The organism is Mycobacterium novum (genome assembly GCF_010726505.1).
In the GTDB taxonomy this organism is placed as follows: Bacteria; Actinomycetota; Actinomycetes; order Mycobacteriales; family Mycobacteriaceae; genus Mycobacterium; species Mycobacterium algericum.
In genome coordinates, this window is sequence record NZ_AP022562.1 from 3,702,507 (window position 1) to 3,723,880 (window position 21,374).

General features: G+C 67.6%; 23 protein-coding genes. 17 read left to right on the forward strand and 6 right to left on the reverse strand.

Annotation, left to right across the window (positions count from 1 at the left end):
* The first annotated feature begins 19 nt into the window (after positions 1-19).
* Complete coding sequence (locus tag G6N19_RS17345) at positions 20-565, forward strand: DUF1802 family protein (protein ID WP_193465352.1); 546 nt, start codon at positions 20-22, stop codon at positions 563-565.
* A 16-nt stretch (positions 566-581) separates the two neighbouring features.
* On the opposite strand, the gene G6N19_RS17350 is transcribed toward G6N19_RS17345, so the two are convergent.
* On the reverse strand, positions 582-890 hold the full coding sequence (locus G6N19_RS17350) for a hypothetical protein (RefSeq protein WP_408632448.1): 309 nt from the start codon (positions 888-890) through the stop codon (positions 582-584).
* Positions 891-1,316: 426 nt separating this feature from the next.
* On the opposite strand from G6N19_RS17350, the gene G6N19_RS17355 reads away from it, so the two are divergent.
* Complete coding sequence (locus tag G6N19_RS17355) at positions 1,317-1,622, forward strand: hypothetical protein (protein WP_158019478.1); 306 nt, start codon at positions 1,317-1,319, stop codon at positions 1,620-1,622.
* A complete protein-coding gene (locus G6N19_RS17360) occupies positions 1,598-2,368 on the forward strand; it encodes a DUF5642 family protein (protein WP_013829485.1) in 771 nt (256 codons plus the stop codon). Before G6N19_RS17355 ends, G6N19_RS17360 begins: the two co-directional genes overlap by 25 nt.
* Here the strand turns inward: G6N19_RS17360 and G6N19_RS17365 are convergent.
* Genes G6N19_RS17365 through G6N19_RS17375 form a run of 3 tightly spaced genes read right to left on the reverse strand, consistent with a single transcriptional unit; the run spans position 2,337 to position 5,523 of the window.
* Positions 2,337-3,296 carry a PPE family protein gene (locus G6N19_RS17365; RefSeq protein WP_232062716.1) on the reverse strand — a complete coding sequence of 320 codons (960 nt, stop codon included), beginning with the start codon at positions 3,294-3,296 and terminating at the stop codon, positions 2,337-2,339. The genes G6N19_RS17360 and G6N19_RS17365 overlap by 32 nt on opposite strands.
* Positions 3,293-4,882, reverse strand: a complete 1,590-nt coding sequence (locus tag G6N19_RS17370; protein WP_232062717.1) for a CocE/NonD family hydrolase — start codon at positions 4,880-4,882, stop codon at positions 3,293-3,295. The genes G6N19_RS17365 and G6N19_RS17370 overlap by 4 nt, the downstream gene beginning before the upstream one ends.
* Positions 4,883-4,932: 50 nt before the next feature.
* Entirely contained in the window at positions 4,933-5,523 is a 591-nt protein-coding gene (locus G6N19_RS17375) for a DUF3558 domain-containing protein (protein ID WP_013829482.1), read from the reverse strand.
* A 205-nt stretch (positions 5,524-5,728) separates the two neighbouring features.
* Between G6N19_RS17375 and G6N19_RS17380 the strand changes: the two genes are divergently transcribed.
* The 10 genes from G6N19_RS17380 (at position 5,729) to G6N19_RS17425 (ending at position 14,735) form a co-directional block, all read left to right on the forward strand.
* Positions 5,729-6,622 (forward strand): metallophosphoesterase family protein, encoded by an 894-nt coding sequence (locus G6N19_RS17380; protein WP_232062718.1) that lies wholly within the window; start codon positions 5,729-5,731, stop codon positions 6,620-6,622.
* Entirely contained in the window at positions 6,619-7,272 is a 654-nt protein-coding gene (gene pptT / locus G6N19_RS17385) for a 4'-phosphopantetheinyl transferase PptT (RefSeq protein ID WP_193465356.1), read from the forward strand. The genes G6N19_RS17380 and pptT overlap by 4 nt, the downstream gene beginning before the upstream one ends.
* A complete protein-coding gene (gene truB / locus G6N19_RS17390; RefSeq protein WP_193465357.1) occupies positions 7,269-8,153 on the forward strand; it encodes a tRNA pseudouridine(55) synthase TruB in 885 nt (294 codons plus the stop codon). The genes pptT and truB overlap by 4 nt, the downstream gene beginning before the upstream one ends.
* A gap of 7 nt (positions 8,154-8,160) precedes the next feature.
* Entirely contained in the window at positions 8,161-9,138 is a 978-nt protein-coding gene (locus G6N19_RS17395; protein ID WP_193465358.1) for a DUF2804 domain-containing protein, read from the forward strand.
* A 113-nt stretch (positions 9,139-9,251) separates the two neighbouring features.
* Entirely contained in the window at positions 9,252-9,887 is a 636-nt protein-coding gene (locus G6N19_RS17400; RefSeq protein WP_041318205.1) for a TetR/AcrR family transcriptional regulator, read from the forward strand.
* A 148-nt stretch (positions 9,888-10,035) separates the two neighbouring features.
* Positions 10,036-11,241, forward strand: a complete 1,206-nt coding sequence (locus tag G6N19_RS17405; RefSeq protein ID WP_193465359.1) for a lipid-transfer protein — start codon at positions 10,036-10,038, stop codon at positions 11,239-11,241.
* Positions 11,242-11,283: 42 nt separating this feature from the next.
* A complete protein-coding gene (locus G6N19_RS17410) occupies positions 11,284-11,724 on the forward strand; it encodes a type II toxin-antitoxin system Rv0910 family toxin (protein ID WP_013829475.1) in 441 nt (146 codons plus the stop codon).
* 1 nt (position 11,725) lies between these two features.
* Positions 11,726-12,601, forward strand: a complete 876-nt coding sequence (locus tag G6N19_RS17415; protein WP_013829474.1) for a MaoC/PaaZ C-terminal domain-containing protein — start codon at positions 11,726-11,728, stop codon at positions 12,599-12,601.
* Between the two features lie 17 nt (positions 12,602-12,618).
* Positions 12,619-13,488 carry an SDR family oxidoreductase gene (locus tag G6N19_RS17420; RefSeq protein WP_013829473.1) on the forward strand — a complete coding sequence of 290 codons (870 nt, stop codon included), beginning with the start codon at positions 12,619-12,621 and terminating at the stop codon, positions 13,486-13,488.
* The gene (locus tag G6N19_RS17425) at positions 13,485-14,735 is read left to right on the forward strand and encodes an acyl-CoA dehydrogenase family protein (protein WP_193465360.1); all 1,251 of its coding nucleotides are present in this window, start codon (positions 13,485-13,487) and stop codon (positions 14,733-14,735) included. Before G6N19_RS17420 ends, G6N19_RS17425 begins: the two co-directional genes overlap by 4 nt.
* A gap of 50 nt (positions 14,736-14,785) precedes the next feature.
* Here G6N19_RS17425 and G6N19_RS17430 read toward each other — a convergent pair whose 3' ends face one another.
* Together G6N19_RS17430 and mntR are read right to left on the reverse strand one after the other, a co-directional pair.
* Entirely contained in the window at positions 14,786-15,217 is a 432-nt protein-coding gene (locus tag G6N19_RS17430; RefSeq protein ID WP_041318203.1) for a type II toxin-antitoxin system Rv0910 family toxin, read from the reverse strand.
* A gap of 178 nt (positions 15,218-15,395) precedes the next feature.
* Positions 15,396-16,094, reverse strand: coding sequence for a manganese-binding transcriptional regulator MntR (mntR, locus tag G6N19_RS17435; RefSeq protein WP_232062419.1), 699 nt, complete (start codon positions 16,092-16,094; stop codon positions 15,396-15,398).
* Positions 16,095-16,118: 24 nt separating this feature from the next.
* Here mntR and G6N19_RS17440 point away from each other — a divergent pair, with 24 nt between their 5' ends.
* The 4 genes from G6N19_RS17440 to G6N19_RS17455 all read left to right on the forward strand — a co-directional run bounded on the left by G6N19_RS17440 (position 16,119) and on the right by G6N19_RS17455 (position 21,361).
* Entirely contained in the window at positions 16,119-17,102 is a 984-nt protein-coding gene (locus G6N19_RS17440) for a bifunctional riboflavin kinase/FAD synthetase (protein WP_041318200.1), read from the forward strand.
* Positions 17,103-17,232: 130 nt separating this feature from the next.
* Positions 17,233-17,502, forward strand: a complete 270-nt coding sequence (rpsO, locus tag G6N19_RS17445; RefSeq protein ID WP_013829467.1) for a 30S ribosomal protein S15 — start codon at positions 17,233-17,235, stop codon at positions 17,500-17,502.
* A 294-nt stretch (positions 17,503-17,796) separates the two neighbouring features.
* The gene (locus G6N19_RS17450; RefSeq protein ID WP_013829465.1) at positions 17,797-20,070 is read left to right on the forward strand and encodes a polyribonucleotide nucleotidyltransferase; all 2,274 of its coding nucleotides are present in this window, start codon (positions 17,797-17,799) and stop codon (positions 20,068-20,070) included.
* Positions 20,048-21,361, forward strand: coding sequence for a M16 family metallopeptidase (locus tag G6N19_RS17455; protein ID WP_013829464.1), 1,314 nt, complete (start codon positions 20,048-20,050; stop codon positions 21,359-21,361). The genes G6N19_RS17450 and G6N19_RS17455 overlap by 23 nt, the downstream gene beginning before the upstream one ends.
* The last annotated feature ends 13 nt before the right edge of the window (positions 21,362-21,374 follow it).

Below are 21,374 nucleotides of genomic sequence, written 5' to 3' on the forward strand. Positions count from 1 at the left end.
CCCGACTACGCTGAGCGGAATGCAGGCCCTGAAGGAGTGGAGTGCCGTCGTCGCGGCGCTGCTAGGCGGCCGGCAACGAATCCTGCTGCGCAAGGGCGGTATTCACGAGAAGCGATTCGAGGTCGCCGCGGACGAATTCCTGTTGTTCCCGACGGCGGTGCACAGTCACGCCGAGCGGGTCCGCCCCGAACACCGTGACCTGTTGACCGCGGCGGTCGGCGACTCCACCGGCGACCACGTGCTGGTGCGGGCCGCGGCGAAAGTGGTCGCGAGATTGTCCGTTGAGCGCCCGGAGGCCCTCGAGGACATCGCCGACCTGCATATCTGGACCGCCGAGTCGGTGCGCGCCGACCGGCTGGACTTTCGGCCCAGACACCGGCTGACTGCGCTGGTCGTCCAGGCCACCCCGCTGACCCGTCCGGTGCGGTTGCCGCGAACCCCCGACTACGCGGGGTGCTCCAGCTGGGTGCAGCTGCCGATCGCAACTCCTGAGCTGGGCGCACCGGTGTGCAGCGCAGCAGAGCTGGCGGCGATCACGGTCCGGGTTCGGGAAACGGTCGGCTGAGCAGCAGAACGGCTGACTAGCGCCGGGACCGCAGGGTGCGGATGATCTGCGCCGACAAGTCCGGGTCGGCGAGCAGTTGGTCGATGAGGGCGGTCATGACCTCCTGGCCGGTGATCCGGGCACACCCCACCCGATCGGCGGCCTCACGTTGCCAGACGTCGAGGCCGCGGTGCTGGGCCGGCGACAGGTCGACGGTGCGACGGGTGCGGGTTTGGCGCAGCGGGATCGGCTCGGTCGGCTTCATGCCGGTCTCGCGTGCCGGCGACCAGTCGGGTGCCTGGACGCCGAGACCGTGATTGTCGAGGGGGTCGCTGGCAGTGCTCATCATGTGGACCTTCGGTCTCTGGTAGGGCCTCACTCTGATACTGACGCCAGCCTAGCCCGCCTGCCGCGCGAGCGTCCGGGGAGTGGTCGGATCGGTGGTTGCCCTGGTTTATCCCGGCGCGAATTCAGTCGCCATCGATACCGATCAGGAGACAATTAGCAGTGGTCAATATAGAGCGCGATCAGATGCCGATAGCGGGCGTGATTTCATTAAATACGGAGATGCGTGAATCAGGGGTTCAGTAGATCAGTAAATCAGCCGCTACCTGCGCGGAAGACGTTTTATCTCATGCGCCAGTGCGGACCAAAATTTATCTATCGCGGACGTAGAAAATATATTCTTGCCATTGTTTGGAGGCCCGACGCGGTGCTAGCGTCGCAATATAAGGGAAAGTAAGCCGGAGAGGCCTCGAACGAGGAGGGTGAAATGTCGGTATCCATGAATTCATGCCGCCGTCTGGCGGCCGGCGTTATCGGTGCCGGCACGGTCGCCGGCGCACTGCTCGTCGGCGGTGCAGCGTCGGCGCAGGCCGCCCCGGGTATGGTCGGCGACCCGCCCGCCGCGGTCCAGGTCGAGCTCGGGAATCCGATCACGGCCGGAAGCGAGTTGGCCACTGATCGTGTGCCGACCGACTTCGCCGCCGGTCGGCAAACCGGGTCGATGCCGCAGTGGTGGGGCCACCACTGGTGGCATCACCATCACCACTGGTGGCATCGCTGGTGGTGGTGGTGACCGCGAAATCGGCCGCGCCGAATGCTGACGGCGGGCGGCGGGGCTCCGCCCGTCACGGCGTGGCGTTGATGACGGTGCTCGGCGTGGCGGCGATTCTCGCCGGATGCGACCGCAGCGTGGAGTCCGCTCCGGCGGGTTCGGCTGCGCCGCGGCCTGCCGCAGCGCAGTCGACGCAGGACGCGGCAGCGTATGACATCTCGCGGGTCGATGCCGTCAAGGACGACTTTCCGGAGGGCTTCACGGCGCAAGCGCACCCGGCCAAGACGCTGGGGCAGCAGGACATCGCCGGATCGGGTGTCGTCGCGTTCACCGACGCCCAGTTCGATCCGCCGCAGTGCCGTTCAGTGGTCATCCCGCCGTATGTCGATCCCACGGTGGGTACTGAGGCTGCCGGGGTGATCGGGCAGGGCGACCAGGGCAACATGTACGTCGTCGCCATGCGGTCGCCGAAACCAGTTGCAACTGCGGATGATCCGGTCGGTTGCGATCGGATCTCGCTGTCCGGCTCACCGCAGGCGACGGGGACCGTCGAGCGCATTCCCGCGCCGGCCATCCCCGGGGTCAGCACCACAGGCGTCAAGCTGACCGTCGCCGATCCCGAGGAGGATCCCGACTACCTCTACACGGCGGCGCTCAACGATCGGACGTCGATCGTCGTCATGGGCAGCGCGGATCAGCAGCTGGATCCGCAGCGGTTGATGTCGGACCTGTTGGTCAAAGCCGTCGCCGCGGTCCGCGGCCAGTGATAACAGTCGGTCCGCGGGTGTCGAACTGCATCAGGTCGCGCCGTCGCGCCAACCGGCGGGAAGCATCGGCATGGTGGGGCTGCGGAACGGCGGCCGCCAGCAGTTGCGGAAAGTTGTAGACCAGCTGCAATAGATCGAAGATCCGGTGCGTGACGAGTTGCACTGCGGCAAGTGCAAACGCGGCGATCCACTGCACCGGATTCTGGGCGAATGCGAGCGTCTGCGGATCGTAGAGGAACAAGCCCTGGGTGAAGCTGGTCCAGATATCGGAGAACGCGCCACCAAGATCGGTTCCGGGCGGGTAAGCGGTGAAGGGGTTCCCGGGCCAGATGAGCTCGAGCGGATTGCTCGCGCCCTCGAACCGCTGCAGCTTGGACAGCAGCGCCTCCAGACCGAACGGATCGTTCGGATCGGTTGTGCCATCGGACTTCGCAATCGGCGGTGGCGATCCCGACGTCGGCGACGCCGCCAGCGCCGCACCGGCGGTCGTGTGGTAGCCGGCCATGACGGTGGCGGCTTGCACCCATATACGGGCGTAGTCGGCTTCGTTGAGCGCGATCGGAATGGTGTTGATCCCGAAGAAGTTCGTGGCGACCAGCGTTCCGTGTGCGACATGGTCCGCGGTGAGTTCCGGGATCGTCGGCATGACCGCCAGCGCCGAATCGTATGCGCCCCCGACGATCTGCTGCGCGGCGGCCCGGATGCCGACCGCCGAACGGACCTGCCGGAGCCAGGCCAGGAAGGGCGGATGCGCGGTCAGGTACCGATCGGCGGTCGGTCCCTGCCACGAGGCTGTCGATACCGTCTCCACGATGGTGTCGAGTTCGTCGGCGACTCCGGCGTATTCGGCGCTCAGGTGATGCCACGCGGCTGCGGCGGCCAGCAGCGGGTATACCCGCGGACAAGAGCCGCAAACTGGCCGTCTCAGGGGTCGCGGGGCAGCAGCAACCGTGAGTCGCCGAACCGCACCGTGTGCGTCGCCGGCTGCACCCGAACGCCGCTGATCGGCGCTTCTCCGGTACCGAGGTTCGCCGCGTACCGCGGGTGGCTGCCGCCGGCGATCAGCACCCGGATCCGGGAGCCGGCGGCGAAACGGTGCGCGATGGCGTCCAACTCGATACACACGCGGCCGGTGTGGTGCTGCAACCGGCGGTAGCCGTCGGTGACGTTGACCGAGCGGCCTTTCCGGTCGACTTCGCTGACCCGCACGAACAGGTCGACGTCCGGTACGTCGGAGCTGTGGTCCAACTCCAGCACCGGGACCCCGGACACGTCCAGGTCCTCGGTCAATGCCTCGCCGGTGAAGCCGAGCACGTCGTCGCGACGGTGTAGCCGGCTGTCGTTGCGGTAGCCGGCGGCGGGGGACAGCAGGCGGCCCCCGATCGTGGGCGGCGGGTCGGCGGGGTCGAACCGGAACGAGACCGCCGGAGCCGCCGGGCTCATGCGGCGCGGGGCGAGCCGGCCGCCGGGCTGCAGGTACCAGGCATCGGTGGCATCGGCCGACTCCCAATCCGGTCGGTCCTCCCAGCCCTTACCGGTGCGAAAGATCCGGACCCGGCTCGGCCGTACCGATGTGGTCGAGCCCCGCAGATGGGTCTCCAGCCACTGCAACGACTCGGCGGTGACCCGGCCCAGACCGGAGGTCAGCATCTGGGTGTGTGTCCACGGGCCGATCGTCATCGCCACATCGACGTTCCGGTCGCGCAACGCCCGGTACTGGGCCAGGGTCTGATCCAGGAACAGATCCTGCCAGCCGCCCAGCAGCAGTACCGGGACCCGCGAGTTCTCCAGTGCCGCCGGGTGGCGCAACCGATCCCAGAACGGGTCGTCGCGCTCGGGGTGCTCGACCCAGGATTCGTACCAGGGTGACCCGTTGCCCAGCAGCGCCCGCCCCGCGGCACCCAACGGCAGTCGGGCCGCGGCGCGCCGCACCTTCCGCTGGGCGGTGAGCTGGTTGATACCGGCCCGGATCCGCGGCCGGTCCTCCTGGTGGGCCATCATGTGGCTCCAGCCCAGGAAGTCGTTGAGCGCGAATGACCCGGCGCCCCAGGTCGACTGGTACAGATCGTGTGGCCCGACGGTGATGACGGCCGCAGCCAATTCCGGCGGCGGATCGGCCAGCAGCGCCCATTGGGTGAATCCCAGATACGACAACCCGATGGTGCCGAACGTGCCGGTGAACCACGGTTGGGTGCGCAGCCAGGCCACGGTGTCGGCGCCGTCGGCGGCCTCGTTGACCATCGGCTCGAACACGCCGCCCGAGCCGAACGTGCCGCGCACACTCTGCAGGATCACCCGATAGCCGCGGGCGGCATACATCCGGGCGAACACCAGCGAGAACGGGAAGCCCCGTCCGTAGGGGCAGCGCACCAGCAGGGTGCCGACCGCGTCGCCGGTCGGCTGGTAGCGCTCGGCTCGCAGCAACACGCCATCGCGCATCGGGATCGCCTCCCGGTGCACGGTGTAGCCGGTGGTGGGCGCCGGTAGCCGCCGCAGCGCCGCCCGGTTCAGCACGACATCGGTGAAGCGGGGGCCGGTGAGGCGGCGGGCCGTCGTCACCCTGATCAGTATTTGTAGTGCGGCGCCAGCTGGTGGGCGCGCATCAGGTTCTCGGTCTGACAGTCGGTGTCGGGGTTGGAGTACACCGGCGAGTAGTACAGCGACTGCTGGATCAAGCCGTAGCTGGTCTTGAACGCCACCATGCAGGAGAACCACCAGCGGTTGTTCCACTCGGTGGGCTTCATCACCCAGTACTGCGCCGCGCGGTGGCCGTTGATGTCCATCTCGATCGCGTCGGCCGGGATCGACTCGTCGTAGCTGCGCCACACGAACGTCTCGACGGCCATCTGGTAGTTACCGGCGTCGAATTCGCAGCGTACGCCCTCCACCGGCTTGGGCGGGGTGAAGGCCAGCCCCAGCTGGGCGATCACGTCGAGCGGGATGTCCTCGCAGGCGTCGAACGGGCGGGGATTGGTGAGGTTGACCGGCTTGCTGGAGGTGGGCGGCGGCGCCAGCGGCGCTGCCGTGGAGCGCAACTGCACCCCGTGCGCCCCGGCTGCGTCTGCGCCGTCGCCGGTCGGCGTCTGCTGCCAGACCATCACGATGGCCATCGCCAGCGCGCTGAACGCCGTGGCGAGGCGCAGTTTGGTGAGCATGCCACTCCTCGCTTCCGCCGGACTTTCCCCGGGAGTGTACAAGTTGCGGCTCGGGCTACTGCAGCAAAAGCGAGAACACGTTCCAATTCGCCCTCGGCGGTCTGGCCGGAGGGGATCGCTAGGCTGGACGATCGTGACCATCCCCGAGCCGCGGACCTCGCACGGGCCGACCCTGTGGGCGATCTCCGACCTGCACACCGGCCATATGGGAAACAAGCCGGTCACCGAGTCGCTGCACCCGGCGACGCCCGACGACTGGCTGATCGTGGCCGGTGACGTCGCAGAACGCACCGATGAGATCCGTTGGTCGCTGGACCTGCTGCGGAAGCGGTTCGCCAAGGTGATCTGGGTGCCCGGCAACCACGAGCTGTGGACCACCACCAAGGACCCGATGCAGGTGTTCGGCCGGTCGCGCTATGACTACCTGGTCGACATGTGCGACCAGATGGGGGTCATCACCCCCGAGCACCCGTTCCCGCTCTGGACCGAGGAGGGTGGCCCGGCCACCATCGTTCCGATGTTCTTGCTGTACGACTACTCGTTCCTGCCGGCGGGCGCGACCACCAAGGCCGAAGGTCTGGCCGTAGCGCGGGAGAACAACGTGGTGGCCACCGACGAGTTCCTGTTGTCTCCGGAGCCGTACGGCACCCGGGACGCCTGGTGCCGGGACCGGGTCGCCGTGACCCGCAAGCGGCTCGAGGACCTGGACTGGATGACACCGACCGTGCTGGTCAACCATTTCCCGATGGTGCGCCAGCCCTGCGATGCGCTGTTCTATCCGGAGTTCTCGTTGTGGTGCGGCACCGTCGAAACCGCCGACTGGCACACCCGCTACAACGCGACCTGTTCGGTCTACGGCCACCTACACATCCCGCGCACCACCTTCTACGACGGGGTGCGCTTCGAGGAGGTCTCGGTGGGCTACCCGCGGGAGTGGCGGGTCCGCAGGCCACACCGGTGGCTGCGGCAGGTCTTGCCCGACCCGCAGTATCCGCCGGGATACCTCAACGAGTTCGGTGGCCACTTCGTCATCACCGACGAGATGCGGGCGGCCAGGGCGAAGTTCGCCGAACGGCTACGGCAGCGGCAGTCCCGATGAGCAGACTGCTGAACACGGTGCTCGAACCCGCACCGTCGCTGGCCTGGGCCGAACGCTACGACGACCCGCCCGGGCTGGCTCCGCTGCCCGAGGAGGAGCCGCTGGTCGCGCGTTCGGTCGCCAAGCGCCGCAATGAATTCGTCACGGTGCGCTACTGCGCCCGGCTCGCATTGGAAGAGCTCGGTCAGCCGTCGGCGCCGATCCTCAAGGGGGAGAAGGGCGAGCCTTGCTGGCCCGACGGTGTGGTCGGCAGCCTGACGCACTGCGCGGGCTTCCGCGGTGCGGTGGTGGGTCGCGACGCCGAGGTGCGGTCGGTGGGTATCGACGCCGAACCGCACGATGTGCTGCCCGACGGTGTGCTCGAGGCCGTCAGTCTGCCCGCCGAACGTGCCGAACTGGCCGGCCTGCCGACCGGTCAGCACTGGGACCGGATCCTGTTCTGCGCCAAGGAAGCCACCTACAAGGTGTGGTTTCCACTGACCAGACGGTGGCTGGGCTTCGAGGACGCCCACATCACCTTCGACCCCGATGGCAGCTTCGTCTCCCGCATCCTTATCGACCCCGCGGCGCTGTCCGGCCCGCCGCTGACCGAGCTGCGCGGGCGGTGGTCGGTCACCGGCGGGCTGGTGCTGACCGCGATCGTGCTGTGAGCGTGCAACCCGGCCTGGTGGTCGTCGACAAGCCCGCCGGAATCACCAGCCACGACGTGGTGGCCCGGTGCCGCAGATTCTTCGGCACCCGCAAGGTCGGCCACGCCGGCACCCTGGACCCGATGGCCACCGGGGTGCTGGTGGTCGGCATCGAACGGGCCACCAAGATCCTGGGGCTGCTCACCACGTCGTCGAAGTCGTACGCCGCCACCATCCGGTTGGGTCAGACCACCTCCACCGAAGACGCCGAAGGCGAAGTGCTGCAGACGGTTTCAGCCGACCACCTCACCGATTCACAGATCGCCGAAGCGATCGCCGGCCTGCGCGGTGATATCGCGCAGGTGCCTTCGGCGGTCAGCGCCATCAAGATCGCCGGTAAGCGGTCCTATCAGCTGGCGCGGGAGGGCAACGCGGTGGAGCTGCCGGCCCGGCCGGTGCGCATCGAGCGATTCGAGTTGCTGGACGCCGGGCGCGCGGGCGACTTCATAGATCTCGACGTCGAGGTGGACTGTTCGGCGGGCACCTACATCCGGGCGCTGGCCCGCGACCTCGGCGACGAACTGGGGGTGGGTGGGCACCTGACGGCGCTGCGGCGTACCCGCGCCGGCAGCTTCGGTCTCGATCAGGCCCGCACCCTCGAGGAGCTGGGGGAGAACCCGCGGCTGAGCTACAGCCTGGATGAGGCCTGCCTGCAGACGTTTCCACGCCGCGCCCTGTCCGCCGACGAGGCACTCGACGTCAGCCACGGCCGGCCGCTGACGCCGGCCGGAATCGACGGCATCTACGCCGCCGCCGCGCCCGACGGGCGGGTGATCGCGCTGCTGGAAGACTCCGGCAAGCGAACCAAGTCGGTGGTCGTCATCCGGCCGGCGACGCTATAGTTCGCCGATGGTCGCCCAGGAGCATGAGATCACCGAGACGGTCGATCTGTGCGACGCGTTCGGCTCACTCAACCCCGCTGCCGTGGGCTGGACCCGAACTCCGTTGCACCGCTGCAACTTACGCGGCTGGGGCCGCACCAAGCGGTGGGAGTATTGGTGTGTCACCACACCCACCCACCTGGTCGCCGTAACCGTCGCCAACCTCGACTACCTCGGCGTGAGCAATGTCTACCTGTTGGACTATTCGGGACGCGAAGTCAGCCGGAGTTGTCTGCACCCGGGCGGCTGGCGGATAAGCCTGCCCGCCAGCCTCGGCGACGGCCCGGCCACCGCCCGCGGCACGGTGGCGATCGAGCTGCGCACCGAGCCCGAAGGCGCCCGGATCAGGTTCTCCTGCAAGACCTCGGCCGGACCGATGACCGGTGACCTGTTCGTGGCCCTGCCGCCCGGACACGAGACGCTGGCCGTGGTGGTGCCGTGGAGCCGGCACCGGTTTCAGTACACCGCCAAGCACACCGCCCGGCCGGCGTCGGGCCCGGTGCGGGTCGGCGACACGACGTACGACTTCGCCGACGGCTGGGGTGTACTCGACCACGGGCGGGGACGCTGGCCGGCCAACACGCTGTGGAACTGGGGCGCGGCCTCCGGCCACACCGACGGCCGCACCGTCGGCCTCCAGCTGGGCGGCAAGTGGACGGTCGGCACCGGAAGCACCGAAAACGCGCTCTGCGTAGACGGCCGGCTGACCAAGATCAGCGCCGAACTGGACTGGCACTACCCGCAATACACCGGGCCGTGGACCATCCGCACGCCCGACTCGGACCAGGTGGAGCTGACGTTCACCCCGTTCCATCACCGGTCGCCGCTGCCCGGCACCCATCAGTGCTTCGGGCATTACACCGGCCGGATCCGCACCGACGACGGGTCGAGTGTCGCTGTCGACGGTCTGCTCGGCTGGGCCGAACAGGTGCACATGCTCTGGTGAGCGGATGCGGCCATCCACAAAGTTGCATACCCATGAGAACGTATGTAAACGCGTCCCTGCGACGCTATGCTGACGCGCGAGTCGGGCAGGAAACCGAATGGCGGAGGTGACGGATGGCTGCGAGCGGTAGTGCACCTGCGGTGCGGCGCACCCAGGCCGAGCGCAGTGCCGCCATGCGTGAACGACTTCTCGACGCCACCATCGAATGCCTGGTGGCCTACGGCTATGCCGGCACCACCACGCCACGTATCGCCGAACTGGCCGGCGTCACCCGGGGAGCGCAGATCCACCACTTCAAGTCGAAAGAAGACCTCGTCGTCGCCGCCGTCGAGCACTTGGCCCAGCAGCGCACCCGCGCCGCCATCCGCGAACTCGGCCAGGTCCGATCGATTCCTGACCCGGTGGCGACGGCTCTTGATTTCTTGTGGGAGGCCCACCAGGGGCCGATGTTCATTGCCACAGTAGAACTCTGGGTCGCCGCCCGCACAGATCGAGTGCTCGCTCAGCACATCGAGAGAGTGGAAGCCGTCGTCAACGGGACCCTGGTCGCCGCAATCGCTCAGCTGATGCCCGAGCACCCCGCGCAGAAGGAGATCCGCAACGTCGTCTACACCGCGATGGACGTGCTGCGCGGCATCCTGGTGTCGAACTTCGTCGACGACGACCCGCAGCGCGCTCGGCGGCGCTGGGAGCGGGCCTGCGTGCACCTGCGTCAAGTCGCTGCCGGCGTATTGCCGCAGCCCGACTGATCTCGCCGAGACGTCGGTTTCGCGACTCTCTTCGGGGCGCGGCGTCGTCAGGTAACCCGTCGATATCCAGCGGTTCCGTCGGCCTCCTTGTAAAGATGCAATCAGGTCTGTATGTTTCTAGGCGCTGGCCGGGATGCGAAGGAGAATGATGGCGAACAAGGTGTATGTGATCGGCGTCGGCATGACGAAGTTCGAGAAGCCGGGTCGCCGGCAGAACGACGACGGCTCGGCGTGGGACTACCCCGACATGGCACGGGAGTCCGGCACCAAGGCGCTGGCCGACGCCGGCATCGATTACCGCGAGGTGCAGCAGGGCTACGTCGGCTACGTCTACGGGGAGTCCACCTCGGGGCAGCGGGCGCTCTATGAACTGGGTTTGACCGGCATCCCGATCGTCAACGTCAACAACAACTGCTCGACCGGGTCGACCGCGCTCTACCTTGCCGCGCAGGCGATCCGCGGGGGGCTGGCCGACTGCACCATCGCGTTGGGCTTCGAGAAGATGAAGCCGGGCTCGCTGGAGGCGTCCTACGACGACCGCGCGCAGCCGATGGAGCGCCACATCCTGGCCCTGGCCGAGATCTCCGAGGTGCTGTTCCCGCCCGCGCCGTGGATGTTCGGTGCCGCCGGCCGCGAGCACATCAAGCAACACGGTTCCACCGCCGAGCATTTCGCCAAAATCGGGTACAAGAACCACAAGCATTCGGTGAACAACCCCTACGCGCAGTTCCAGGACGAATATTCCCTTGAGGACATCCTGGGCTCACGGATGATCTACGACCCGCTGACCAAGCTGCAGTGCTCACCGACCTCAGACGGCTCGGGCGCGGCGATCCTGGCCAGCGAGGCCTTCGTCGACAAGCACGGACTGGCAGCACAGGCGGTTGAGATCGTCGGGCAGGCCATGACCACCGACTTCGCCTCCACCTTCAACGAGACAGCCAAGAACCTCATTGGCTACGACATGAACGTGCAGGCCGCCAGGCAGGTCTATGACCAGTCCGGCCTGGGCCCGCAAGACTTTCAGGTGATCGAACTGCATGACTGCTTCTCCGCCAACGAGTTGCTGCTCTATGAGGCGCTCGGCCTGTGCGGCGAGGGCGAGGCGCCCACGCTGATCGACAACGGCGACACCACCTACGGCGGGCGCTGGGTGGTCAACCCCTCCGGCGGGCTGATCTCCAAGGGGCACCCGCTGGGCGCGACCGGTCTGGCGCAATGCGCCGAGCTGACCTGGCAGTTGCGCGGCACCGCCGACAAGCGCCAGGTCGACGGCGTCACCGCGGCCCTGCAGCACAACATCGGCCTCGGCGGCGCCGCCGTTGTCACGGCTTACCAGCGCGCTGAGCGCTGAAATCCCAGCCACGTCAACACGGAAACAAAGGAGCGCCAAACCATGGGACACATCGAGGCCACCAAGCAACTGTCGGTCAGCCCGGACGCGCTGTGGGCAACCGTCGCCGACCCGTCGACCTGGGACCAGTGGTTCACCATTCACGAGAAGTGGCTGCAGGAGCCGCCGGCCACGCTCACTGAGGGCACCACGCTGGTCGCCAAGATCGTGATGCTGGGCATGGCCAACAAGGTCGAATGGAAAGTCGACCACGTCGACGCCCCGACCAGCTTGACCATGTCCGGGACCGGTATGGCCGGCGTGAAGTGCCAGTTCCAGTTCTCGGTGACCCCGTCCGGCGACGGCTCGGAGTTCAAGGTGGCCGGCGACTTCGAGGGCGCGCTGATCAAGGGCGCATTGGGCAAGGCGGTCGAGAAGGATGGCGCCAAGCAACTTGACAAGACGCTCACACAGCTCGAGGCACTGGCGTCGGCGGCCGCCTGACATGGCCGGACAGGTAACCGAATTCGACGACGCGGGCCTGAACATCTGGGCCGATCCAGAGACCTTCGAGGTCACCCGGGAGCGGATCGCCGAGTACGCGGCGGCGACCAACGATCCGATCGAAGCGCACCGCAGCGGTGACGTCGCCCCGCCGGTGTTCGCGATCGTGCCGGCCTTCGACGCACTGATGGCACCGGTGCTCGATGTCGTACCGATCGAGATCTTCGGCCGGATCGTGCACGGCGAACAGGATTTCCACTTTCATCGACCGATCCGTCCGGGGGACAAGCTGACTTCGCGGGCACGGGTGATCGGCTACGACACGGTGGACTCTGGTGCCCGGGTGTCGATTCACCTCGAGACCCGCGCCGCAGACGACGAACTGGTCAACGAGCAGTACCTGATCGGCTTCTTCCGCGGCATCGACGCCGGCGACGCGGTAGGTGAGCAGGTGCCGAACCACAAGTTCGACGCGGTACTGCGCGATGCGGCGCCGCTGGTCAAAGTCACCCAGCACGTCGATGACGACCAGACGTTCCGCTACTCACCGGCCGCTGGCGACCCGATGCCGATCCACCTCGACGAGGAGGTCGCCCGCGATGCCGGCTTGCCCGGCATCATTGCCCACGGGCTGTGCACCATGGCGTTCGCCTCATGGGCAGTGCTCACCGAAGTCGGCGGTTCGGATGTGAACCGGCTCAAGCGACTTGCGGTGCGGTTCTCCAAGATGGTGCGGCCCGGCGACGACCTGGAGACCCGGATCTGGCAGACCGGACGCAACGGCGACACGACGACGTATGCGTTCGAGACCGCCCGCAATGGGGACGCCGGCGAGGAATTCGCCATCACCGACGGCCTGGCCGTCATCGCAGACTGATCAAGGGAGCAATACCAATGGCAGCTTTGGAGGGACGGGTCGCCGTCATCACCGGCGCAGGTCGCGGCATTGGCCGCGAGCACGCGCTGCTGTTCGCCGCCGAGGGCGCCAGTGTCGTTGTCAATGACCTGGGCGGCAGCAATGCCGGGGAGGGTTCCGACGCCGGGCCGGCGCAGCAGGTCGTCGAGGAGATCACTGCCGCCGGCGGCAAGGCGGTGGCCAACACCGAGAACATCTCCAGCTGGGATGGAGCGAAAGGCCTGGTGCAGCAGGCGATCGACGAGTTCGGCCGGCTCGATGTGCTGGTCAACAACGCGGGCATCCTGCGGGACGCCTTCATCCCCGGCATGGCGGAATCCCAGTGGGACGCGGTGATCAATGTGCACCTCAAGGGCCACTTCGCGATGCTGCACCACGCCGCGGCGTACTGGAAGGCGCAGAGCAAGGCCGGCGATCAGCCCAACGCCGCGGTGATCAACACCGCATCGGGCTCCGGGGTGACCCTGCCGAACGCCGGGCAGGCCAACTACGGTGCGGCCAAAGCGGGGATCGCCGCGCTGACCCTGATCGCCGCCGAAGAGTTGGATCGTTACGGGGTGCGGGTCAACGCGATCGCGCCGATCGCCCGCACCCGGCTCACCCTGGCCACCCCCGGGATGGGTGCACTGATGGCCGAACCGGAGGAGGGCGAGGTCGACCTGTTCAGTCCGGCCAACATCTCCCCGCTGGTGGCCTACCTGGCGACCGACAAATGCCCGGTCACCGGGAAGGTTTACGCGGTCCAGGGTGGTGCCATCTCGGCGCTGGCCGGATGGCATGACACCGAGACCATCGAGACCGACGGGGTGTGGCAGATCGACGACATCGCAGCAAGGTTGCCGCAATGATCGAATGGTCCGACACCGACGAGCTCATCCGGGACAGCGTCCGAGAATTCATCGACCGCGAAGTACGGCCGAACCTCGACGCACTGGAAAGCGGGGAGCTGCCGCCGTATCCGATCCTGCGGAAGTTGTTCGCCGACTTCGGGATCGATGTGATCGCGGCCGAAGCCATCAAAAGCCGCTTGGAGAAAGCGCACGCGAAGCAGGCAGGCGAGTCCGGGACCGAGACGGCCGCGGCGTCCGACGGTGGCTTGGGTGATTTGGGCGCCCAGGCCTCGATGGGGTTGATCCTGGTCAGCGAACTCGCCGGCGTCAGCTTGGGATTGGTCGCCGCGGTCGGTGTCAGTCTCGGCCTGGGGGCCGCCACGATCCTGTCGCGCGGCACCCTGGCTCAGCAGGAGCGCTGGTTGCCGGAGCTGGTCACCCTGGAGAAGATCGCCGCCTGGGCGATCACCGAGCCGGATGCCGGCTCCGACGCGTTCGGCGGGATGAAGACCTACGTCCGGCGGGACGGTGACGACTACATCCTCAACGGCCAGAAGACGTTCATCACCAACGGTCCCTACGCCGACACCCTCATCGTCTACGCCAAGCTGGACGAACAAGACGGCGCCGACCCGCGCAACCGCAAGGTGCTCACCTTCGTTCTCGACGCCGGCATGCCGGGCCTGACCCAGGGCAAGCCGTTCAAGAAGATGGGCATGCACTCCTCGCCGACCGGTGAGTTGTTCTTCGACGACGTGCGGCTGGGGCGCGACCGGCTGCTGGGTGAGACCGAAGAGCACACCGGCGGCGACGGGCGCGACAGTGCCCGGGCCAACTTCGTCGCCGAACGGGTCGGGGTTGCCGCACTGGCGCTGGGAATCATCAACGAGTGCCATCGACTCTGCGTCGACTACGCCAAGAGCCGCACCCTGTGGGGCCAGAACATCGGCCAGTTCCAGCTGATCCAGCTCAAGCTGGCCAAGATGGAGGTCGCCCGGATCAACGTGCAGAACATGGTGTTCCAGACGCTGGAGAAGGCCAAGCACGGCAAGATCCCGACGCTGGCCGAGGCGTCGGCGATCAAGCTGTACTCCTCGGAGGCGGCCACCGAGGTCGCGATGGAGGCAGTGCAGTTGTTCGGCGGCAATGGCTACATGACCGAGTACCGGGTGGAGCAGTTGGCCCGGGATGCCAAGTCGCTGATGATCTACGCCGGCAGCAACGAGGTCCAGGTCACCCACATCGCCAAGGGGCTGCTGTCTTAGGTGATCGAGACGAGCCGGGCGCGCTTCGACGGTGCCGGCACCTGACGGCTTCAGGCGTACAGCGTCTCGAACTGCTTGATCGACCGCTCGATATCGCCCTTCACCGCGCGTACGGCGGTGGCCCCGATCGGCCCGAACAGTGGCCGGCCACCCATATCGAGCCGCAGCGTGAACCGGGAGCCGGAGGCTGCGGGAGCGATCGCCAACGCCAACCCGTACTTGGTGCCGCCTACACCCTCGCCACTGATTTCCAGCAACGCCGGGGGCTCGTATTTGCGGACCGTCCAGCTGACCCGGTTGCGCATCCCCTTGGCTCCGGCCACCCCGACCAGCGTCGTGCCGACGGCCAATTCGTCGGGCAGCGCGGACCGCCAGCCCTGATGCAGGGACAGCCAGTCGCCGAGTTCGGCCAGGTTGGACACGTGGGCCCACGCCTGTCCCGGAGACAGCGTCAGGTCGCGGGAGAGCTCAAGTTTGGCCATCCGTCGATGCTAAGCGAGGCTGCGCAACCCGATGTGGAAGGGCTTCTATTCCGCGATGAGTCCGTTCAAGAAGGCCGGTTTCCATCCCGACCAGATCGACACCACCGAGCTGGAAACCACCTGGCGCCGTGTGCTGTTCGGCGAGCAGGGACAGCTCGTCGGTCACCTCAAGTAGGGGCTACACCACCCAGATCGCCTGTGCAGCAGGGCTTCCCAGGTCAATCGTGGCCTGCTCGCCGTCTGGCGCCCCGGGCGCCTCGATGGCCACCGAGGTGATTCCGGCGAACTCCCGACGGGTCAGCACCCGCACCCGGGCATCCAAGCTGATGCCAACCTGGGCGAAGTAGCGCAGCATCTCCGGGTCGTCGTCGGAGATGCGCGCCACCGTTCCGGAATCACCGTCTTCGCACTCCCACAGCTGTCGGGCAGGGGGAGTGGGCACCTGCCCGTCGGGACCCGGGATCGGGTCGCCGTGGGGGTCGCGCTGCGGGAACCCCAGCTTGGCGTCGATCCGCGCGATCATCTGGTCGGACACCGCGTGCTCGAGCACCTCGGCCTCATCGTGCACCTCGTCCCAGCCGTAGCCCAGTTCGCGCACCAGGAACGTCTCGATCAAACGGTGCCGGCGCACCATGGCCAGCGCCGCCCGGCGACCGTCTTCGGTGAGGCTCACCGCGCCGTACTTCTCGTGGTCCACCAGGCCGGCGTCGGCGAGTTTGCGGATCGACTCCGAGGCGGTGCTCGCCGAGACACCGATCTTCTCCGCCAGCATCTTGGTGCTGACCTTGTCGGGTGACCATTCCTGCGCGGTCCAGATGACCTTCAGGTAGTCCTGGGCGACGGTAGTCAGCCCGTCCGACTGCTCCCAAGGGCTCACGGCACACAGTTTAGGCTTGCGGTTGTGCAACGGTGGCGGGGGCAGGACGAGATCCCCACAGACTGGGGCAGGTGCGTGCTCACCATCGGAGTGTTCGACGGTGTGCACCGTGGCCATGCCGAACTGATCGCGCACGCGGTGAAGGCCGGCAAGGCCCGCGGGGTGCCGACAGTGTTGATGACCTTCGATCCGCATCCGATGGAGGTTGTCTACCCGGGCAACCACCCGGCTCAGCTCACCACCTTGGCGCGCCGCGCCGAGCTGGTCGAGCAGGCCGGCGTGGACGTGTTCCTGGTCATTCCGTTCACCACCGACTTCATGAAGCTCACCCCGGACCGCTACATCCACGAACTGCTGGTCGAGCACCTGCACGTGGTGGAGGTGGTGGTCGGGGAGAACTTCACCTTCGGCCGCAAGGCGGCGGGCAACGTCGAGACGCTGCGCCGCGCCGGCGAACAGTTCGGGTTCGGTGTGCAATCGGTGTCGCTGGTGGCCGAGCGCGCCGACTCGGACGTGACGCAGCCGGTCACCTTCTCCTCGACCTATATCCGGTCATGCGTGGACGCCGGCGACGTCGTTGCGGCGGCCGAGGCTCTCGGGCGGCCGCACCGCGTCGAGGGACTGGTGGTGCGCGGCGACGGCCGCGGACGCGACCTGGGCTTCCCGACGGCCAACGTGGCGCCCTCGGCATATGCGGCCATTCCCGCCGACGGGGTGTATGCCGCGTGGTTCACCGTGCTGGGACACGGCCCGGTGCCGGGCACCGTCGTCGCCGGTCAGCGTTGCCGGGCCGCGGTGTCGGTGGGCACCAATCCGACCTTTTCCGGGCGGGCGCGCACCGTTGAGGCATTCGTGCTCGACCAAACCGCCGACCTGTACGGACAGCGGGTGGCCGTCGACTTCGTCAGCCGGATCCGCGGGCAGGAGAAGTTCGACGCCGTGGCGGATCTGGTGGCGGTGATGAACACCGACGTCGAGAAGACCCGCGACCTGCTCACCGGTGACTGACCGGTCGCCTGGCCCGAACGCGGATTGGGCTCAGCCGCCGCGCCGCTGCTAGACTCCCGGGTCGGCGAGCTGCAGTCCGCGGTGGCCGCCGTCATTTCATTCGCGGGACGATATTGATGGAGATGTTTTCGTGGCGCTGACCGCCGAGCAGAAAAAAGAGATCCTGGGCAGCTACGGCCTGCACGAGACCGACACCGGATCGCCGGAGGCGCAGGTCGCGTTGCTGACCAAGCGGATCACCGATCTCACCGAGCACCTCAAGACCCACAAGCACGACCACCACTCCCGTCGTGGGCTGCTGCTGCTGGTCGGCCGGCGTCGTCGTCTGCTCAAGTACCTGGCCCAGGTCGATGTGGCCCGTTACCGCTCGCTCATCGAGCGCCTCGGTCTGCGTCGCTGACCTTCGGGGCGGCCACAACGCCGCCGTGTAGAGTGAGACCGTTCCGGGTTCCGCCCGGGCATCGGTGTGGCCCGCGCAGTCCGCGCGCGTCGCTCCGGCACGTCACGACGGGACACGTTCCCGCGATCAGCCAGACCTGAGTCGGGCGGTCTTCGGTAGTGGCAGCCGGGTCTGAACGTTCGTGCAGGATCCGGCCGCTTCGATCGACGACCGTAGCCGCATCCAGGTTCTTCGCTGGTCCATGTCTGGCGTCGCGAAACAACTGAACGAACCAGGAAGGCCGCACGGGCGTCCATGTCTGCAATTGAAATTGAAGAAGGCGTTTTCGAGTCCACCGCCACCCTCGACAACGGGAGCTTCGGCACCCGCACCATTCGCTTCGAGACCGGCCGGCTGGCCCAGCAGGCCGCCGGGAGCGTCGTCGCCTACCTCGACGACGAGACCATGCTGTTGTCGGCGACCACCGCCAGCAAGGCTCCCAAAGACCACTTCGACTTCTTCCCGCTCACCGTCGACGTCGAGGAGCGGATGTATGCCGCCGGGCGGATCCCGGGGTCGTTCTTCCGCCGCGAGGGCCGGCCGTCCACCGACGCCATCCTGACCTGCCGGCTCACCGACCGCCCGCTGCGCCCCTCGTTCGTCGAGGGCCTGCGCAACGAGGTCCAGGTCGTGGTGACCGTACTGAGCCTGGACCCCAAGGACCTCTACGACGTGGTGGCGATCAACGCCGCGTCGGCCTCCACCCAGCTTGCCGGCCTGCCGTTCTCCGGCCCGGTCGGCGCGGCACGGGTGGCGCTCATCGACGGCAGCTGGGTGGCGTTCCCCACGATCGAGCAGCTGGAGCGCGCGACCTTCGACATGGTGCTGGCCGGGCGTGCCGTCGAGGCCACCGGCGGGGGCACGGACGTCGCGATCATGATGGTCGAGGCGGAGGCCACCGACAACGTCATCGAGCTCATCGAAGCCGGCGCGCAGGCGCCCACCGAGGCCGTCGTGGCCGAGGGCCTGGAGGCGGCCAAGCCGTTCATCGCGGCGCTGTGCAAGGCCCAGCAGGAGCTGGCCGATGCTGCCGCCCGCCCGACCGCCGAGTACCCGCTGTTCCCGCCGTACGGTGACGACGTCTACTACTCGGTGGCGTCGGTTGCCACCGACGAGCTGGCCAAGGCGTTGACCATCGCCGGCAAGGCCGAGCGTGACGAGCGCACCGAGGAGATCAAGGCCGAGGTGGTCGCGCGGCTCGCCGAAACCTACGAGGGCCGCGAGAAGGAGATCAGCGCGGCCTACCGCAGCCTGACCAAGAAGCTGGTTCGGCAGCGGATTCTGACCGACCACTTCCGCATCGACGGCCGTGGCATCACCGACATCCGGGCGCTGTCGGCCGAGGTCGCGGTGATCCCGCGGGCGCACGGCAGCGCGCTGTTCGAGCGGGGCGAGACCCAGATCATGGGCGTGACCACGCTGGACATGATGAAGATGGCGCAGCAGATCGACTCGCTGGGGCCGGAGACCTCCAAGCGGTACATGCACCACTACAACTTCCCGCCGTACTCCACCGGTGAGACCGGCCGGGTCGGCTCGCCCAAGCGCCGCGAGATCGGCCACGGCGCGCTGGCGGAGCGGGCGCTGGTTCCGGTGCTGCCCAGCGTCGAGGAGTTCCCCTACGCCATCCGACAGGTGTCGGAAGCCTTGAGCTCCAACGGATCCACCTCGATGGGCTCGGTGTGCGCCTCCACGCTGGCGCTGCTCAACGCCGGGGTGCCGCTGAAGGCTCCGGTCGCCGGTATCGCGATGGGCCTGGTTTCCGATGATGTCGAGGTCGATGGGAAGACCGAGCGTCGCTTCGTCGCGCTCACCGACATCCTGGGCGCCGAGGACGCGTTCGGCGACATGGACTTCAAGGTGGCCGGCACCAAGGACTTCGTCACCGCACTGCAGCTCGACACCAAGCTCGACGGGATTCCGTCCCAGGTGCTGGCGGGTGCGCTGGCGCAAGCCAAAGATGCCCGGCTGACCATCCTGGAGGTGATGGCCGAGGCCATCGACGCCCCCGACGAGATGAGCCCCTACGCGCCGCGGGTCACCACCATCAAGGTTCCGGTGGACAAGATCGGCGAGGTGATCGGGCCCAAGGGCAAGATGATCAACTCGATCACCGAGGAGACCGGCGCCCAGATCTCCATCGAGGACGACGGCACCGTGTTCGTCGGCGCCACCGACGGTCCGTCGGCGCAGGCCGCGATCGACAAGATCAACGCGATCGCCAACCCGCAGCTGCCGAAGATCGGCGAGCGGTTCCTGGGCACCGTGGTCAAGACCACCGACTTCGGCGCATTCGTGTCGCTGCTGCCGGGCCGCGATGGGCTGGTGCACATCTCCAAGCTCGGCAAGGGCAAGCGGGTCGCCAAGGTCGAGGATGTCGTCAAGGTCGGCGACAAGCTGCGGGTGGAGATCGCCGACATCGACAACCGCGGCAAGATCTCGCTGGTGCCCGTGGAAGATTCGGCTGAGTCGGCCGACTCAGGCCAGGGGTCCGCTCAGCCTGTCGATGCCGCGGCAACCGAGAGCTGACATCGCGCGCGCCACACTGCGACGCACCACCCTGCCGGGCGGGCTGCGGGTGGTCACCGAGTACCTCCCGGCGGTCCGTTCGGCATCGGTGGGCGTCTGGGTCGGTGTGGGGTCGCGCGATGAGGGCGCCACGGTGGCCGGGGCGGCCCACTTCCTGGAACACTTGCTGTTCAAGGCCACCCCGTCGCGCACCGCGGCCGGTATAGCCCAGGCGATGGATGCCGTCGGCGGAGAGCTCAATGCCTTCACCGGCAAGGAGCAAACCTGCTACTACGCCCACGTGCTCGACACCGACCTGGAGATGGCCGTCGCGCTGGTGAGCGACGTGGTGCTCAACGGATCCTGTGCGGCCGCCGACGTCGACCTCGAGCGCGACGTGGTGCTCGAGGAACTCGCGATGCGCGACGACGATCCCGAGGACGCGCTCGGTGATGTGTTCTTGTCGACGCTGTTCGGCGACCACCCGATCGGACGGCCGGTGATCGGCAATGTCGAGTCGGTGTCGATGATGACGGCCAAACAGCTGCGCTCGTTTCACCAGCGCCGCTACACACCCGAGCGGATGGTGGTGGCGGTGGCGGGCAATATCGACCACGACACGGTGGTGGCACTGGTGCGAGAACACTTCGGGCACCGGCTGATTCGTGGCCAGCGGCCCGCCGAACCGCGACGTGGCACCGCCCGGGTGCCCGGTGCCCCCGGGTTGACCTTGATCAATCGCGACGCCGATCAGACCCACATGTCGCTGGGTGTGCGGGTCCCGGGGCGCTACTGGCAGCACCGCCAAGCGCTGGCCGTGTTGAACACTGCTCTCGGTGGGGGCCTCAGTTCCCGGCTGTTCCAAGAGGTTCGGGAGTCCCGGGGGCTGGCGTACTCGATTTACTCGTCGGTGGACACCTTCGCCGACGCGGGTGCGCTGTCGGTCTACACCGCCTGCCAGCCGGAGCGGTTCGCCGAGGTGGCGGCCGTGACCGCCGAGGTGCTCGACTCGGTTGCTCGCGACGGGATCACCGCCGAGGAATGCCGGATCGCGAAGGGATCGCTGCGCGGCGGGCTGGTGCTCGGTCTGGAGGACTCGGGTTCGCGGATGAACCGGTTGGGCCGTACCGAACTGAACTACGGCCGGCACCGGCCCATCTCCCGCACGCTGCGGGAACTGTCCGCGGTCACCGTCGAGGAGGTCAACGCGGTGGCGAAGCGACTGTTGCACCGGCCCTACGGTGTCGCGGTTCTCGGTCCGTACCGGTCGAAAAGCTTGTTGCCGCGGCGACTGCGGGCGCTGGCCGGTTAATGGCAGGCTAGAG

Bases quoted from the DNA above. Each gene is read 5' to 3' on its own strand.
- G6N19_RS17345 (WP_193465352.1), top strand. From the start codon at position 20: ATGCAGGCCCTGAAGGAGTGGAGTGCCGTCGTCGCGGCGCTGCTAGGC.
- G6N19_RS17350 (WP_408632448.1), bottom strand. From the start codon at position 890: ATGAGCACTGCCAGCGACCCCCTCGACAATCACGGTCTCGGCGTCCAG.
- G6N19_RS17355 (WP_158019478.1), top strand. From the start codon at position 1,317: ATGTCGGTATCCATGAATTCATGCCGCCGTCTGGCGGCCGGCGTTATC.
- G6N19_RS17375 (WP_013829482.1), bottom strand. From the start codon at position 5,523: ATGCTCACCAAACTGCGCCTCGCCACGGCGTTCAGCGCGCTGGCGATG.
- G6N19_RS17380 (WP_232062718.1), top strand. From the start codon at position 5,729: ATGGGAAACAAGCCGGTCACCGAGTCGCTGCACCCGGCGACGCCCGAC.
- pptT (WP_193465356.1), top strand. From the start codon at position 6,619: ATGAGCAGACTGCTGAACACGGTGCTCGAACCCGCACCGTCGCTGGCC.
- G6N19_RS17395 (WP_193465358.1), top strand. From the start codon at position 8,161: ATGGTCGCCCAGGAGCATGAGATCACCGAGACGGTCGATCTGTGCGAC.
- G6N19_RS17400 (WP_041318205.1), top strand. From the start codon at position 9,252: ATGGCTGCGAGCGGTAGTGCACCTGCGGTGCGGCGCACCCAGGCCGAG.
- G6N19_RS17405 (WP_193465359.1), top strand. From the start codon at position 10,036: ATGGCGAACAAGGTGTATGTGATCGGCGTCGGCATGACGAAGTTCGAG.
- G6N19_RS17410 (WP_013829475.1), top strand. From the start codon at position 11,284: ATGGGACACATCGAGGCCACCAAGCAACTGTCGGTCAGCCCGGACGCG.
- G6N19_RS17415 (WP_013829474.1), top strand. From the start codon at position 11,726: ATGGCCGGACAGGTAACCGAATTCGACGACGCGGGCCTGAACATCTGG.
- G6N19_RS17420 (WP_013829473.1), top strand. From the start codon at position 12,619: ATGGCAGCTTTGGAGGGACGGGTCGCCGTCATCACCGGCGCAGGTCGC.
- G6N19_RS17425 (WP_193465360.1), top strand. From the start codon at position 13,485: ATGATCGAATGGTCCGACACCGACGAGCTCATCCGGGACAGCGTCCGA.
- G6N19_RS17430 (WP_041318203.1), bottom strand. From the start codon at position 15,217: ATGGCCAAACTTGAGCTCTCCCGCGACCTGACGCTGTCTCCGGGACAG.
- G6N19_RS17450 (WP_013829465.1), top strand. From the start codon at position 17,797: ATGTCTGCAATTGAAATTGAAGAAGGCGTTTTCGAGTCCACCGCCACC.
- G6N19_RS17455 (WP_013829464.1), top strand. From the start codon at position 20,048: ATGCCGCGGCAACCGAGAGCTGACATCGCGCGCGCCACACTGCGACGC.